The organism is Streptomyces sp. ITFR-16 (genome assembly GCF_031844705.1).
Lineage (GTDB): Bacteria > Actinomycetota > Actinomycetes > Streptomycetales > Streptomycetaceae > Streptomyces.
Genome location: NZ_CP134609.1, coordinates 4,839,705 through 4,854,767 on the forward strand (window position 1 = coordinate 4,839,705; position 15,063 = coordinate 4,854,767).

At 71.8% G+C, this 15,063-nt stretch carries 13 protein-coding genes and 2 pseudogenes; 8 read left to right on the forward strand and 7 right to left on the reverse strand.

Going from position 1 to position 15,063, the window contains the following annotated elements; all coding sequences use genetic code 11:
- Nucleotides 1–34: 34 nt before the first annotated feature.
- From RLT58_RS21490 to RLT58_RS21510, 5 genes and pseudogenes are all read left to right on the forward strand, one after another.
- Complete coding sequence (locus RLT58_RS21490) at nt 35–1,195, forward strand: serine hydrolase domain-containing protein (RefSeq protein ID WP_311314593.1); 1,161 nt, start codon at nt 35–37, stop codon at nt 1,193–1,195.
- Nucleotides 1,192–1,602 (forward strand): annotated as a pseudogene (locus RLT58_RS21495) (SDR family NAD(P)-dependent oxidoreductase); the annotation flags it as partial. The gene RLT58_RS21490 and the pseudogene RLT58_RS21495, both read left to right, overlap by 4 nt.
- A 165-nt stretch (nt 1,603–1,767) precedes the next feature.
- Nucleotides 1,768–2,157 (forward strand): annotated as a pseudogene (locus tag RLT58_RS21500) (SDR family NAD(P)-dependent oxidoreductase); the annotation flags it as partial.
- Between the two features lie 81 nt (nt 2,158–2,238).
- Complete coding sequence (locus RLT58_RS21505) at nt 2,239–2,802, forward strand: RNA polymerase sigma factor (protein WP_311312002.1); 564 nt, start codon at nt 2,239–2,241, stop codon at nt 2,800–2,802.
- Complete coding sequence (locus RLT58_RS21510; protein WP_311312003.1) at nt 2,799–3,818, forward strand: hypothetical protein; 1,020 nt, start codon at nt 2,799–2,801, stop codon at nt 3,816–3,818. Before RLT58_RS21505 ends, RLT58_RS21510 begins: the two co-directional genes overlap by 4 nt.
- 77 nt (nt 3,819–3,895) lie before the next feature.
- On the opposite strand, the gene RLT58_RS21515 is transcribed toward RLT58_RS21510, so the two are convergent.
- The 7 genes from RLT58_RS21515 to RLT58_RS21545 all read right to left on the reverse strand — a co-directional run bounded on the left by RLT58_RS21515 (nt 3,896) and on the right by RLT58_RS21545 (nt 12,558).
- Nucleotides 3,896–4,345: a DoxX family protein gene (locus tag RLT58_RS21515; RefSeq protein WP_311314594.1), complete on the reverse strand. Its 450-nt coding sequence runs from the start codon at nt 4,343–4,345 to the stop codon at nt 3,896–3,898.
- A gap of 19 nt (nt 4,346–4,364) precedes the next feature.
- Nucleotides 4,365–6,122 carry a discoidin domain-containing protein gene (locus RLT58_RS21520; RefSeq protein WP_311312004.1) on the reverse strand — a complete coding sequence of 586 codons (1,758 nt, stop codon included), beginning with the start codon at nt 6,120–6,122 and terminating at the stop codon, nt 4,365–4,367.
- Nucleotides 6,123–6,264: 142 nt separating this feature from the next.
- Entirely contained in the window at nt 6,265–7,374 is a 1,110-nt protein-coding gene (locus RLT58_RS21525; protein WP_311312005.1) for a DUF1996 domain-containing protein, read from the reverse strand.
- A gap of 202 nt (nt 7,375–7,576) precedes the next feature.
- Nucleotides 7,577–8,428 carry an EamA family transporter gene (locus RLT58_RS21530; RefSeq protein WP_311312006.1) on the reverse strand — a complete coding sequence of 284 codons (852 nt, stop codon included), beginning with the start codon at nt 8,426–8,428 and terminating at the stop codon, nt 7,577–7,579.
- Nucleotides 8,425–8,940, reverse strand: coding sequence for a YbaK/EbsC family protein (locus tag RLT58_RS21535; RefSeq protein ID WP_311312007.1), 516 nt, complete (start codon nt 8,938–8,940; stop codon nt 8,425–8,427). Before RLT58_RS21535 ends, RLT58_RS21530 begins: the two co-directional genes overlap by 4 nt.
- 58 nt (nt 8,941–8,998) lie before the next feature.
- A complete protein-coding gene (locus tag RLT58_RS21540) occupies nt 8,999–10,648 on the reverse strand; it encodes a penicillin-binding transpeptidase domain-containing protein (protein ID WP_311312008.1) in 1,650 nt (549 codons plus the stop codon).
- 131 nt (nt 10,649–10,779) lie between these two features.
- On the reverse strand, nt 10,780–12,558 hold the full coding sequence (locus tag RLT58_RS21545) for a dolichyl-phosphate-mannose--protein mannosyltransferase (RefSeq protein WP_311312009.1): 1,779 nt from the start codon (nt 12,556–12,558) through the stop codon (nt 10,780–10,782).
- A gap of 53 nt (nt 12,559–12,611) precedes the next feature.
- Between RLT58_RS21545 and rsmI the strand changes: the two genes are divergently transcribed.
- The 3 genes from rsmI to RLT58_RS21560 all read left to right on the forward strand — a co-directional run bounded on the left by rsmI (nt 12,612) and on the right by RLT58_RS21560 (nt 14,951).
- Nucleotides 12,612–13,508 carry a 16S rRNA (cytidine(1402)-2'-O)-methyltransferase gene (gene rsmI, locus RLT58_RS21550; protein ID WP_311312010.1) on the forward strand — a complete coding sequence of 299 codons (897 nt, stop codon included), beginning with the start codon at nt 12,612–12,614 and terminating at the stop codon, nt 13,506–13,508.
- A gap of 159 nt (nt 13,509–13,667) precedes the next feature.
- A complete protein-coding gene (locus tag RLT58_RS21555; RefSeq protein WP_311312011.1) occupies nt 13,668–14,036 on the forward strand; it encodes a hypothetical protein in 369 nt (122 codons plus the stop codon).
- A gap of 33 nt (nt 14,037–14,069) precedes the next feature.
- Nucleotides 14,070–14,951, forward strand: a complete 882-nt coding sequence (locus tag RLT58_RS21560; protein ID WP_311312012.1) for a TatD family hydrolase — start codon at nt 14,070–14,072, stop codon at nt 14,949–14,951.
- The last annotated feature ends 112 nt before the right edge of the window (nt 14,952–15,063 follow it).

The following is a 15,063-nucleotide window of genomic DNA, read 5'->3' on the forward strand; positions in this document are numbered from 1 at the left end:
CCATGGGGGGATGAGCGGGAGCGCAGGAGCAGGCGTGGACGTACGGGGCACGGTGGCGCCCGGATTCGAACCGGTCCGGGATGCTTTCATCCGTAACTTCGAGCAGCGCGGCGACCGCGGGGCAGCGGTCGCCGTCTACCGGCACGGGTACAAGGTCGTCGATCTGTGGGCCGGGACCAGAGACGTCGACGGCGTCGAACCGTGGGCCGTCGACACCGTGCAGATCGTCCGCTCGGCGGGCAAGGGCATCGCCGCCGCCGTACCGCTGCTGCTGCACCAGCGCGGCCAGATCGATCTGCACGCCCCGGTCGGCACCTACTGGCCGGAGTTCAAGGCGAACGGCAAGGAACGCGTCCTCGTCCGCCACCTCCTCGCCCACCGCGCCGGGGTCCCGGCCCTGGACCGGCCGCTGACCCCCGAGGAGGCCGCCGACGGCGTGAGCGGGCCGAGGGCGGTCGCCGCCCAGCGGCCCCAGTGGGAACCCGGCACCGCCCACGGCTACCACGCCCAGACCTACAGCTGGCTCATCGGCGAACTGGTGCGGCGCGTCACCGGGCGGACCGTCGGCCGCTGGATCGCCGAGGAGATCGCCCGCCCGCTCGGCCTGGACTTCTGGTTCGGCATCCCCGACGACGAGGCCCACCGGGTCGGCCGGATCGGACCGGTCGAACCGCCCGCGGGCGACGGATCCGGCGCCCTGCGGCTGCGCCCCAAGCGCTCGGTCGCCGACGCCTACCGCGACCCGGACTCGCTGACCCGCCGGGCGTTCGGCGCGATCGACCCGTTCCCCGACGAGAACGACCCCGGCTACCGGGCCGCCGAACTCCCCGCCTCCAACGGCATCGCCACCGCCCGGGGGCTCGCCCGCTGCTACGCCGCGATGATCGGCCCGGTCGACGGCCACCGGCTGTTCGCCCCCGCCACCCTCACCCTGGCCCGCACCGAGGAGTCGGCGGGACCGGACAGGGTCCTGGTCGTCTCCACCCGCTTCGGCCTCGGCTACATGCTGCACGGACCGACCTCCCCGCTGCTCGCCCCCGGCTCCTTCGGCCACCCCGGGCGGGGCGGCTCGCTGGGCTTCGCGGACCCCGAATCCGGCATCGCCCTCGGCTATGTGACCAACGGTCTGCAGAAGGGAGTCACCGCCGACCCCCGTTCCCAGGCACTGGTGCGCGCAGTACGGTCGGCGCTATGACTCCTCCTCCCGGCGCCCCCGCGCGCTTTTCCGGACACGGCGTCCTCATCACCGCGGCCGGCCAGGGCGTCGGCGCCGCCACCGCCCGCCGGCTGGCCGCCGAGGGCGCCCGCGTCCTGGTCACCGACCTCGACGGCGAGCGGGCGGAGCGCGTCGCGGCGGAGATCCGGCAGAGCGGCGGGGCGGCCGAGGCACAGGTCTGCGACGTGGCGGACCGGGCGGCCGTCGATGCGGCGGTGGCCCGGGCCGTCGCCGCGTTCGGCACGCTCGACGTGCTGGTCAACAACGCGTACGCCTGTACCCCCGACGCCGCCCTCTTCGAGGACGAGCCCGACGGGACCTGGCAGCGCGACCTCGACATCACCCTCGGCGGCGCCTTCCGCTGCTCGCGCGCAGCCCTGCCGCACCCAGGGCCTGTCCGGCGGATCAGGGCCGGGGTCACGGTGTCTGGCACGGCACCTCGCGGCGTTGCCGAAACGCCCCAATCGCTCCGCGATGAGGACGCTCCGGCGCCTTGCGATGCACCGCACCAGACACCGCGCCCTTTCCGGCCCTGATCCGCCGGACAGGCCCCCGCCGCGTCAGGCAGGGGCGCGATCGTGTCCATCGGCTCGGTCAACGGCGTGCAGGACTTCGGCAACCACGCCTACAGCGCCGCCAAGGCGGGCCTGGCGAGCCTCACCCGTACCCTCGCCGACCATGCCGGGCCGCGCGGCGTCCGGGTCAACCTCGTCGCGCCCGGCACCCTGCGCACCGACGCCTGGGCCGGCCGCGAGGCCGAACTGGACCGGGTCGGCGGGCTCTACCCGCTCGGCCGGGTCGGCGAACCGGAGGACGTCGCGGCTGCCGTCGCCTTCCTCGCCTCCCGCGACGCGGCCTGGGTCACCGGCACCACCCTCTGTGTGGACGGCGGGCTGACCGCCGTCAACACCGGGTTCCGGCAGGCGCTCGCCACGGAGTAGCGGGCCGCCGCGAACGCTCACCCCGCTCCCGTGCAAGTACGGGGTGAGACCGTCACCCGGGCGGGATCGGACAGGAGACCCATGGATCCGGACGAGGACCTGCTCACGCGCTCCGCCCGTGAGCCGACCGCCTTCGAACCCCTGGTCGCCCGGCACTCCGCCGCCCTGCACGGCTATCTCGTACGCCGGGCGCCCTCGGCCGCCGACGACCTGCTCTCCGAGGTGTGGCTCCAGGCCTACGCCCACCGGGGCGCCTTCGACGCGGCACGCGGCTCCGCCAGGGGCTGGCTGTTCGGCGTCGCCAGGAACGTCCTGGCCCGGCACCGGCAGACCGCCGCCCGCGCCGCCGGCCGCCCGCAGGCGCCCGCCGACGCCGTCGTGGGCGACCCCTGGCAGGCCGTCGACCAGCGGCTCGACGCCGCCGCCGTGGGCCCGCGGCTGCGCAGCGTGCTCGCCGCACTGCCCGAGGCGGAACGGGAGCTGCTGCTCCTGGTCGCCTGGGAACAGCTGACCCCGGCCGAGGCGGCCGCCGCCGTCGGGATACCCGCGGGCACCGCCCGCTCCCGACTGCACCGGGCCCGCGCCCGGCTGCGCGACGGATTGACCGGCCCCGCCCGTACGACCCTCACGGGAGACTTCGCATGACGCACGACGACGCGCACACCGGCCTGCTCGACTTCCCCGGCGCCGCCGCCCTCGCACGCGCGGGCCGGACCGAACCGCTCGACCCCGCCGTCCTGGCGCGGGCCCACTCCCTCGTCCTCGGGGCCATCGCCGCCGACACCGAGGGGGCCGCCGCGCCCGCGCCCGCAAGGGTGCGGCCCCGCTTCGGCCGGCGCCGGGTGTTCGCCCTCGCCGCCGCCGCCGTCGCGGCGGTGGCGGCGGGCGCCGCGATCCTCCCGGCCACCGGTCTCGGCGGCGGACCCGCCGCCAGCGCCTCGGCGGCCGAGGTGTTCGGCGCGATGGCGGACCGGGCGGCGGCGGGGAGCACCGGCACCGCCCCGTACTGGAGGACCACCGTGAAGACGTGGGCGGAGGGCCGGAAGGCCCACACCGACGACATCTTCCTGGGCCGGGACGCGGTCGTCGTCCGGACCGCGGACGGCCGCACCGTCACCAAGAGGAATCCGGGGGGCACCGGTTGGCCCGTCGGCAGGACCGCGGTGACCTGGGACGGCCTCGTCGGTCTGCCCACCGAGCCGGACGCGCTGCGCCGCGCCCTGTCCGCCGGGGCCGAGGGGCCGGACGACGCCGCCGAGCAGACCGTCCAGCAGGCCGGCCAGCTGCTGACCGACGCGCCCCTGTCGCCGAGGCTGCGCTCCGCGCTCTTCCGCGTCCTGGCGAAGACGCCCGGAGCCACGGTGACGGAGGGTGTGAAGGACGGCAACGGCCGCTCCGGCACCCGGATCTCCTGGAAGTGGGCGGCCCGTCCCACCGAGAGCAACAGGGAGGACTGGGGCTGGGAGCCGGCCCGGGTCGCGGGCGAGCGGGACAAGGGCGGCTGGAAGATCGGCGCGACCGCGGCCCTCCGGCCGAACTGGATCGTGTCGCCGTCCGACGGCCGCCTCCTGGAGGTCAACCTCGACCCGGACGACCAGCCCGGCCACGTCGTGCAGCGCCAGACCTATCTGTTCGCCGGCCCGGCGGCCGGCACCCGCTGAGGTCCCCTGCCGCGCACAGCACGGCACCGGCCTCCCGGAGGCAGTTCCGGGAGGCCGGTGCGCGGGTACCCGTCCCCTCAAACGGGTACGCCCAGGTGCTGCCGCTCCCGCCGCGTCCCCGTGTCCCCGCGGGCGGCCCCGCGGGAGGTCAGCAGCCGGTCCGCGGCCAGGACGCCCGGACCCGAGAAGACGAGGAGCAGCAGCGTCCAGCAGAAGAAGACCGCGGCCTCGCCGCCGTTCTCGATCGGCAGCAGGCCCACCCGCTGATGGACGTCGAAGTACGCGAACGCCATGGAGCCGGAGCCCACGAACGCGGCCGTGCGCGTACCGAGGCCGAGCGCCACCAGGACGCCGCCGGCCAGTTGGATGACCGCCGCGTACCAGCCGGGCCAGGTGCCGGCCGGCAGGGCCTCACGGCCCAGGGTGCCGAAGACCGAGGCGATCCCGTGGCAGGTGAACAGCAACCCGATGACGATGCGGAACAGGCTGAGCACATAGGGCCTGGCCCGGTCGAGGTGAGTGATCATCATGAGCGCCGGTCTCCTGTCAGCTGTAGACGCCGAACTCGTAGAGCGAGTAGCCGTAACCGGAGCCGCGCGCGGTGCCGTTGATCCGGACGTAGCGGCCGGTGCCGTTGACGTCGAGGTCGTCGATGTCGCCGTTGCCGTCCGTCACCGAGGTCACGGTGGTCCAGTTCTGCCCGTCCTCGGAGGTCTGGATCTCGTACGCCTTGGCGTACGCCGGGTCCCAGGCGAGCTGTACGTGCTTGAAGGTCGTGGAGGCGCCCAGGTCGACCTGGAGCCACTGCGGGTCGCTCCAGTCACTGGCCCAGCGGGTGTCGAACTTGCCGTCCACCGCGTTGTCCGCACCGCACGGGCAGCCGCCCGTCGGGTCGGTCTGGAACGAGGAGGCCGTGGCCGCCTTGCCCTGGGACACGTTCGTCCCGTCCACCTTCGGCGGGATCACCTTGAGGGACTTGGTCTCGATGCCCTCGTTGCCCTTGCCGTCCGTGGCCTTCACATAGACCTTGTAGACGCCGGTCCTGCTCGGTGCCTTCGCGGTCAGCGTGCCGTCGCCGTTGTCCTTGGTCTCGGCCGGGACGAGCGCCTTGTTCTGGTCGATGTAGTTGCTGCTGAACAGCACCTGGTAGGTGATCGCGTCACCGTCCGGGTCGCTGGTGCGGGTGCTGATGCGCACGTCGCCGCCGGTCGGTACGCCGGTGGTCGCGTCGTCCACCGTCATGTCCGTGATCACCGGCGGGGTGTTGTCGCCCGAGGTGTCCGCGCCGTACGCCTTCTTCACGGCGTAGTACGCGAGCCGCTTCTGGCCGCCCGGCAGCAGGTTGAACCAGACGCCGCCGAAGTCGTCCTCGACGCCGTAGTGGAACATCGTGGCGCCGAGCGCCACCCCGGTGTGGCCGGTGACGCAGTCCCACGCCTTGGTGTAGCCCTCGCCCTTGGCGACGTCGGTCGGCTCGGTCGGGACGCCGTTGGCGTCGTCGTCGACCTCCCACTCACCGGCCGGGCCCGTCTCGGTGACGATGTAGGGCTTGTCGTAACCGCCCTGCTCCCAGTCGGACTTGATGTTGCAGACCGCGTTGTAGGCGTTGACGGCGTACAGGTCGAGGTCGGGCGCGTTCTTCTTGTAGTACGGCCAGGCCCCGGTCCAGGCGTCCGTGGAGGTGACCGGGTGGTTCGGGTCGACCTCGTGGATCTTCTTGGCGATGTCGTTGACGAAGGTGGTGTACGCGTTGCGCTGGGCCTCCAGTTCGTCACCGCCGTAGCAGTTCTGGAGGCCGAGCGTCGACTCGTTGCCGACGTTCCACATCAGGACACCGGGGTTGTCCTTGTAGGTGTCGACCCACTTGGGGAACTCGGCGAGCATGTCGTTCTTGTACTGGGTGTCCGTCAGGTAGTTCACGCAGCCGCCGCTCCCGGGGCCGCCGCCCGGCTGGAGCCAGAAGCCGGCGATCACCTTGACGCCGTTGGCAGCCGCCGTGTCGAACAGCGGCTTGCTGGTGGCGTCGGTGCCCCAGGTACGGATGGTGTTGACGCCCATGGACTTCACGTCGGGCATGTACCGTTCCGCGTCGGCGACCGAGGGGCCCCAGGTCAGACCCTTGACCGTATACGGCGCACCGTCCACGGTCAGCTGCCAGTTCCCCTGGGAACCGGTGACCTTGACGACGCTTCCGGCCGCCTGGGCGGCGGGTGCCTGGAAGGCGACCAGCGCGCCCGCCAGCAGGGCCGACGCCGCGAGCGGAGCCATGAGGCGTTTCGCCGTACGGGTGGGGGGATGGTGCATGTCACTCTCCTTGCGAGTGGGGGGAGGGGTGGGGAGGGCGGGGGCTGCGTGATCCGCGAGGCTCGGGTGATCTTGGAGAGCGCTCTCCGTCAGGGGCCGAAAAAAGGCCCCGGATGTGGGGTGGTGCTACGGGCCGTGCGGGCTACGGCAGTTCGTAGTTCTCGTCGAGCACCGCGCCCTTGTCGGGGTGGTTCTCGTCGTAGCCGTGCGGGTCGCACTGCAGACCGCCCTTGACGCAGTGGGTGACCATCGCGTCGAGCGTGGCGGCGTCCCAGCCGTTCATGAAGTCGTAGTGGAACGAGAAGCCGGCACCGCTCGCCAGCTTCACCTGCGACATGTCACCGTTGACCGGCCAGGCCATCTTGAACTCGATCATCGGCAGCGCCACCGGGTGGTCCGCCGGGCAGGCGTTGTAGTTGTTGCCCGAGGCCACGGGGTAGGCCATGTGGCTCTTGTGGTCCGGCGTGTCCAGGTGGATGCCGTCCCAGCAGCTGGGGGCCTGGAGGCGCAGGTTGAGCTGCACGTCCTGGCGGTCGGGGCAGGTCGCCGGGAAGTCGTAGTTCTTGAAGCTGTCGCCGCACTCCCAGCCCTCGACGGTGCCCTTGAGGTTCTTGAACTCCTCCTCGCTCTGCATCGGGCTGCCGACGACGTACCGCAGGCCCTTGGGGAAGGGGCGGACGCTGGTGTAGTCGGTGACGCCCGACTTGTAGTAGATGGTCTGGACGCCCTCGGGGAGGACCTTCTGCTCCCCGTTGAACAGGCTCGGCATCCAGTAGCCCGACTTGTCGCCCGGCGCGAGGCACGTGGTGTCGCCCGACTCCAGCGAGGCGGTGGTGGTGTACGCGTCGGTCGTCGTGTTGCCCATGAATGTGTGGTCGTGGGACTTGCCGGGCTGGCCCGGGTAGACGATCGGGTCGTCGGGGGCGGTGTGCGTGGGGGCGCACTTGGCCTGGAACTCGTGGAAGTACGCCTGCGGCGGGACCTGCGTCGAGGGGGTGACCCCGGTGACCGGCGGGTCGGCCATGATATAGCCGTCGCCGTCCGGGTCGTCGCCCGACGCCTGGGTGGAGTCGGCCATGCCGGGCATGCCCGGCATGGAGTAGGCGGCGTGCTGTGCGTGCGTGCCCGATGCCCGGGCGGGCGCCTCGGGGGACGCGTTCGCCGTCGCCGCGATGCCGGCGATCCCTGCCGTGGTCAGGGACAGCGAGGTGAACAAGAGCAGTCCGGTGAGGGTTCTCGACCTCCGTGGCATGGAGACCTCCTCCTGCGTGGTGGGGGAATGCATGGAGTGGGAGAGCGCTCTCCCGTTCCCGGAGTGTTCCGCTCCTGACAAGAGCGTGTCAATAGTTCGTGAACGAAGCCCGCGTCGCGCGGTGTTGGCCGCGCGCCGCGGGCTCCCACCGGTAAGGGCCGGTGACCTGCGAGGAGTTGGCGTGTACGGCTGAGTGGGCGACTCAACTCGTATGCAGCATCAAGCCGATCCCCACCACCATGAGACCGGCGGCGGCGATGCGCGGGGCGCCGAACCGCTCCTTGAAGAACACCGTGCCGATGGCCGCGCCGACGATGATCGAGGACTCGCGGAGCGCGGCGACCGGGGCCAGCGCCGCCCGCGTCTGGGCCCACAGGACGAGTCCGTACGCCGTCACCGACAGGGCCGCGCCGAGCAGGCCGCGCACCGCGTACGGGCGGAGCTGGGCCGGGAGCGCGGTGCGGCGGCGGTGCAGGGCGTAGAGGGGGATGGCGACGCCCTCCAGGATCATCAGCCAGGCGATGTAGCCGAGCGAACTGCCGGAGGCGCGGACCCCGACGCCGTCGACCGTCGTGTAGCCCGCGATGGCCAGACCCGTGGCGAGCGCGGCCAGAATGGCGGGCCACTGCGGGCGCTTCCCGGCGCCCCTGATGCCCCACAGGGCCAGCCCGACGAGCCCGGCGGAGGCGACCGCGACGCCCGCCGTCGCCCAGCCGTCCGGGACCTCGCCCACGAAGACGGCGGCCAGGACGGTCACCACGAGCGGGGCGGTGCCGCGCGCGATCGGATACATCTGGCCGAAGTCGCCCAGCGTGAACGAGCGCATCAGCAGCAGCATGTACGCCACGTGCAGGGCGGCGGACACGAACAGATACGGCCAGGCGTCCGCCGCCGGGAAGGGCACGAAGAGGGCGGCGGCCGCGCCGATCAGCAGACCGCCGCCGGAGATCAGGGTGAACGAGACGAGCTGGTCCTTGATCGCGTGGGCGATCGCGTTCCAGCCCGCGTGGGTGAAGGCCGCGGTCAGGACGGCCATGGCGACCAGCGGGGTCACGTGGTCTGCTCGCGGACGTCCACCACCGTGCCGCCCGCGTGGCCGATCAGCGACCCCGGGTCGAGCGGGAAGACCGTGTACGGGGTGCCGGCCGCCGCCCACACCACGTCGTGCGCGAGCAGCCCCCGGTCGGCCAGTACCCGGGTCCTCGTGCGGTGCCCGAAGGGCGGTACCCCGCCGATCGCGTACCCCGTGGCCTCCCGGACCACGTCCGCGCCCGGCCGCCGCACCTTCGCCGCGCCCAGCTCCTGCCGTACGCGCTCGGTGTCGACGCGCGAGGCGCCGTCCATCAGGACCAGGACGGGCACCCCGTCGGCCTCGAAGATCAGCGACTTGACGATCTCGCCGAGCTCGCAGCCGAGGGCGGCGGCGGCCTCGGCCGCGGTCCGGGTGGCCTCCGGGAAGCGGCGGATCTCGACGTCGAGACCGAGCTCGCGCAGGGCCTCGGCGAATCGGGGGTGGGCGGCTGACGTGTCGTTGCCCGTGGGGGCGCCGGTGTCAAAAGTGCTCATGTCCCGCACGCTATCGGCCGAGGTCCGGGGCGTGCGACCGGGTTCCCGGGGGCGCCCGTCACGGCCCCGCGCGCAGCACCTCCGCGACGACCGGGCCCGCGGCGTCCCCGCCGTGGCCGCCGGACTGGACCAGGGCCGCTGCCGCCAGGTCGTTGCTGAATCCGGTGAACCAGCTGTCGGATGTGGCGTGTCCGTCGATCTCGGCGGAGCCGGTCTTGGCGCCCTTGTAGGGGCCCACGCCCGCCATGGCCCGGGTGCCGGTGCCCTCCGGGGCGGTGGCGGTGTAGTTCAGCATCTCCTTCAGCTGGCCCGACACCCCCGGCGGCAGCGGGCTCGCCTGGGCGAAGGTCCGGTTGTCCAGGCTCTGCGGGACGATGTAGGGCTGCCGGAACCGGCCGTTGACGGCGGTGGCGGTGATGGAGGCCATGTTCAGCGGGTTCATCTGTATCTTGCCCTGGCCGATGAACGAGGCGGCCGTCTCGGCGCCGGCGGACTCGGGCACGTTGCCGTCCGAGGTCGTGATGCCGGTCTGCCAGTTGAGACCGATGCCGAAGTACTGCTTGGCCTCGTTGCCCAGAGCGGTGTCCCGCTTGTCCTTCAGCGGCAGGACCGGCTTGATGAAGGCGGTGTTGCAGGACCGGGCGAAGGCCCGCTTCAGTGTGGGGTTGTCGTTCATCGAGAAGTCGTCGAGGTTGTGGAAGGTCACGCCCTCCCACGGCACCGTGGACGGGCACTCGACCGGTGAGTCCGCGCTGCCCAGACCGTTCTGGATGATCATCGCGGCCGTCACGATCTTCATCGTCGAGCCGGGGGCCACCTTCGCCCACCGGGCCGCGTCGAAGGCGTCGTCGCGGTTGTTGGCAAGGGCCCGGATCGCGCCGGTCGACGGCTCGACGGCCACCACGGACGACTGCGCGTACTTCTTCACGCCCCGCTCGGCCGCCGCCTGCACCTTGGCGTCCAGCGTGGTCTGCAGCCTGCCCGGCCTGCCCTTGACCAGGGTCAGCAGGGTCTTGTCCGCGCCGTCCGCGTTCGCGCTGTTGATCCAGGTCTCGATGCCCGCGGTGCCGCCGGCCTTGCCGCCGTACTTCTTGCGCAGCTCGTCCAGGACGACGCCCAGGGACGGGTACTTCTCCTTGCTGAGCACCTGGCCGTTGCGGTCGACCGCCTCGATCGCCGCGGTCGAGGCCTCGCCCGTCTCCAGCGACTCGCCCTTGGCCAGATCCGGGTGGATGACGGAGGGCTTCCAGTCGACGAGCGCGTGACCGGTGGTCAGACCCCGGACCACGGTCAGCTCCGACGCGTACGACCAGGGCTTCGACTTCCCCTTGTAGGAGACGGTCGCCTTCACGGTGTACGGAACCGTCGACCCGGTCGCCGGGCCCGGGGTGATCACGGCCTTGGTGACATGGACCGTGTCGCTGTAGCCGGTCAGGGCCGGTCCGGCCTCGGCCTTGTTGTTGGTGAGCGTCGCCGCGACCTCCGCGTCGCCCTTCGCCCACGCGGCGAGGAACTTCTTCGACGTGTCGGCGATCTCCTGTTCGGTGACCGGTCCCGTCTTCACCTCTTCCGAGGCGGACTTGGTGTCCCCGCCCCCGACCCCGCTGTCTCCCAGACCGTCCAGGATGTTGTACGCCCCGTAGCCGACCCCGCCGACCACGACCGCGAACACCCCGCCGATCACACCGACCTTCACTCCACTGCGCATCTGCGGTCCCCCTCCCCAGGAGGCCCCCTTGAACGTGTTCAAGGGGGCTGTGCCCGGCACTTTACGGGACGGTAGTGGCAGGGGGACCGGTTGTTTTCGGAATGCGATCCGGGGGTATCCGAAGAGGGCGGTCAAATCCAGGTATCCAGCCACATCCGATCTCGCCAGGAATCCTCAGGAATCGGTGTTCCCGTATACAGCGGCCAGAAATAGATGAAATTCCAGACAATCAACAGGACCAGAACACCGGCCGCGACGGCCCCCAGGGTCCGGCGCCGTTCACCCGAGGGATCACTCTTCGCCAGACCCAATTCATGGGCCGCCCCGGTGCCCGCCGCCGGACCCAGCAGGGCGCCGATCATCATCGCCACCGCCAGACACAGGAACGGCACGAACACGACCGCGTAGAAAAGGAAAATGGTGCGTTCCTGGTACAGGAACCACGGCACCCAGCCCGCGGCCACCCCGCAGGCGATCGCGCCCGCCCGCCAGTCGCGCCGGAAGATCCATCGCCACAGCACGTACAGCAGGGCGAAGCACGCGGCCCACCACAGCAGCGGGGTGCCGAGCGCCAGCACCTCGCGGGCGCACTTGCCGGTGGAGGAGGCGGCGCAGCCGTTCTGCTCCTCGTAGAAGTACGAGACGGGCCGGCCCAGCACGATCCAGCTCCAGGGATTGGACTGGTAGGTGTGACCGGACGTCAGGTTCACATGGAACTCGTAGACCTGGTTCTCGTAGTGCCACAGGCTGCGCAGCCAGTCCGGCAGCCAGGTCCAGCTGCCGCCCCTGCCGTCGGTCGCCGCCCAGTCCCGGTAGTAGCCGTGCCGGTCCGGGTCGTTGCGGACGATCCAGCCGGTCCAGGACGCGAGGTACGTGAGGATCGCGACCGGCACCGTGGAGACGAACGCCGGCACCAGGTCCCGCTTCAGGACCGCCGTGTACGGCCGCACCGCGCCCGCGGTCCGGCGGGCGCCCGCGTCCCACAACACCGTCATCAGGCCGAACGCGACCATGATGTACAGCCCGTTCCACTTGGTGGCGAAGGCCAGGCCGAGCGAGATACCGGCCGCGATCCGCCAGGGCCGCCAACCGAGCCGCAGCCCCTCCGCGACCCCGGTGTCCGGGCGCAGCACCCCGTCCTCGTCGGCCGGCAGCGCGGCCGCGAGCCTGCGCCTGGCCCAGTCGCGGTCGATCAGCAGACAGCCGAAGGCGGCCAGCACGAAGAACATCAGCACCAGGTCGAGCAGCGCGGTGCGGCTCATCACGAAGTGCAGCCCGTCCACGGCGAGCAGTGCGCCCGCCAGACAGCCCAGGAACGTCGAGCGGAACAGCCTTCGGCCGATCCGGCACAGCATCAGCACCGACAGCGTGCCGAGCACCGCGACCATGAACCGCCAGCCGAACGGCGTGAATCCGAAGATCTGCTCACCGATGCCGATGATCCACTTGCCGACGGGCGGATGCACCACATAGCCGGGGTCCGTCGGGATCTTCACCTGCGAGGGATCGTTCAGGATCAGCTTGTCGACGTCCTTGGGCCACGAGCCCTCGTACCCCTGGTTGATCAGCGCCCAGGAGTCCTTCGCGTAATACGTCTCGTCGAATATCACCGCGTGCGGGCTGCCCAGGTTCCAGAACCGCAGCACCCCCGCGACCAGCGCCACCAGCAGCGGGCCGCCCCACGCCGACCAGCGCACCAGCCGGTCCGCGAGCAGCGGGGGCACACCGAGCACCGCCCACAACTGGCTCCCGGGGCGGATGTACGGAGGGATCAGCCGCTCCCGCAGCCCGATTCCGGGGCGCGGGGAATGGCCGAAGCGGCGCAGCCGCTGCTGCCAGGAAGTCGGCTCCGGGCCGTGCTGTTCCCCGGCGTCTTGGCCCTGCCGGGCTTCGGGCGCTGTACTCGTCACCGCGCCATCGTAGGGAACGCATCTGTGCGAGCGGCGCCGCCCGTGCTGGGAGGATGGACGTTGTGACTGGAACGACTGGAACGCTGGTACTCGCAGGGACCCCCATCGGCGATGTGGCGGACGCCCCGCCACGCCTCGCCGCCGAACTGGAGACGGCCGACGTCGTCGCCGCCGAGGACACCCGCCGGCTGCGCCGGCTGACCCAGGCGCTGGGCATCCACACCACGGGGCGTGTCGTCTCCTACTTCGAGGGCAACGAGTCCGCCCGTACGCCCGAACTCGTCGAGGCGCTGGTGGGCGGGGCCCGGGTGCTGCTGGTCACGGACGCGGGGATGCCGTCCGTCTCCGACCCCGGCTACCGGCTGGTCGCCGCCGCCGTGGAGAAGGACATCAAGGTCACCGCGGTGCCCGGCCCCTCCGCCGTGCTCACCGCGCTCGCCCTGTCCGCGCTGCCGGTGGACCGCTTCTGCTTCGAGGGCTTCCTGCCGCGCAAGGCCGGGGAGCGCCTGGGCAAGCTGCGCGAGGTCGAGGGGGAGCGCCGCACGATGGTCTTCTTCGAGGCCCCGCACCGCCTCGACGACACGCTCGCCGCGATGGCCGAGGTCTTCGGCGCCGACCGGCGGGCCGCCGTCTGCCGGGAGCTGACCAAGACGTACGAGGAAGTCAAGCGCGGCCCGCTGGGCGACCTCGCACTCTGGGCGGCCGAGGGCGTACGGGGCGAGATCACCGTCGTCGTCGAGGGCGCGCCGGAGTCCGGGGCGGAGGAACTGGACGCCGAGGAGCTGGTGCGCAGGGTGCGGGTGCGCGAGGAGGCGGGGGAGCGGCGCAAGGAGGCGATCGCGGCCGTGGCCGCCGCCGCGGGCCTGCCCAAACGCGAGGTGTTCGACGCGGTCGTCGCAGCAAAGAATGCTGCTCGGACCGGCCCAGGAGACGGCAAAGGACTATCGTGAAAGGCAAAGCGCGAGCCGCGTACCGGCCCCTTTTGCCACAACCGGGCCAAGACCGCATCAACACTCGACAGGGCACGGTGCGCTCCCGCCGGTAAAGGCGTCCACTGGATCCAGGACGCATTCTCCGGAGTGCTTGTCCGGCGGACAAGAGGAGCAGGCATGAGCGAGATCGCAGCAGCCACCGTCCACGAGGCGTATGCCTTCGCTTGCATGAGGTGCGGATACGGCTGGGAACAGGCCTACGAAATAGAGCACCACGTCGACGCCTCCAACAACGCATTCGTGGTCTACAAGGCGGACGGCGAACGGGTGCCCTCACCCCTTTCCACCCCGACCTGCACCAACTGCGGCGGCCACGTCGTACGGATCATGCGGGCCGGCCGGGTCTCGACGGTGCAGCAGCTGCTCCAGAACCGCCGCCCCGCCGACGAGTCCGAGGCGCGCGAGCCCGTGGCCGCGACCGCCGCCCCGGCGGGCGAGGAGCGCCACTGGCACCTGTCCGACCTGCTGCACCCCTTCCGCAGGTAGGGCCCCGGCTGCGGTCCTCGTACGATCGTGGCCATGAGCCGTACCGAACCCCCGCCGCTGCCGGAACCCCTCCGGGTGCCGGTCGCCGACTCGCACACCCACCTGGACATGCAAGACGGCACCGTGGAGGAGGGCCTCGCCAGGGCCGCCGCGGTGAACGTGACGACCGTGATCCAGGTCGGGTGCGATGTGCAGGGCTCCCGCTGGGCCGCCGAGACCGCCGCCGCGCACCCGCAGGTGCACGCGGCCGTGGCCCTCCACCCCAACGAGGCGCCTCGCATCGTGCTCGGGGACCCAGGGGGCACCTCCGGGGGAGGCCGGTCGCGGCAGGGGGCGCGCGAGGGGGGCGGCACGGCCGCGCTCCACGAGGCGCTCGCGGAGATCGACGCGCTGGCCGCGCTGGAGCACGTACGCGGCGTCGGCGAGACGGGGCTCGACTACTTCCGCACCGGGCCCGAGGGCGTGGCCGCCCAGGAGGAGTCCTTCCGGGCCCACATCGAGATCGCCAAGCGGCACGGCAAGGCGCTCGTCATCCACGACCGCGAGGCGCACGCGGACGTGCTGCGCATCCTCGCGGACGCGGGCGCACCCGAGCGGACCGTCTTCCACTGCTACTCGGGCGACGCCGACATGGCCAGGACCTGCGCGGAGGCCGGGTACTTCATGTCCTTCGCGGGCAACATGACGTTCAAGAACGCCCAGCCGCTGCGCGACGCGCTGGCCGTCGCGCCCATGGAGCTGGTGCTGGTCGAGACGGACGCGCCGTTCCTGACCCCCGCCCCCTACCGGGGACGGCCCAACGCCCCTTATCTGATCCCGGTCACGCTGCGCGCCATGGCGGCGGTGAAGGGCGTCGACGAGGACACCCTGGCCTCGGCGGTCGCCGACAACACCGCGTGCGCGTTCGACTACTGACCGCCGCTGCCGACCGCCCGTGACCATCCGGGGCGACGCTCGGTAGTCATACCGCTTTGGAGAGTGACGGCAGGCTCCGCTATTGTCCCGGGCGCCAAGAGCGAGCCGGCCG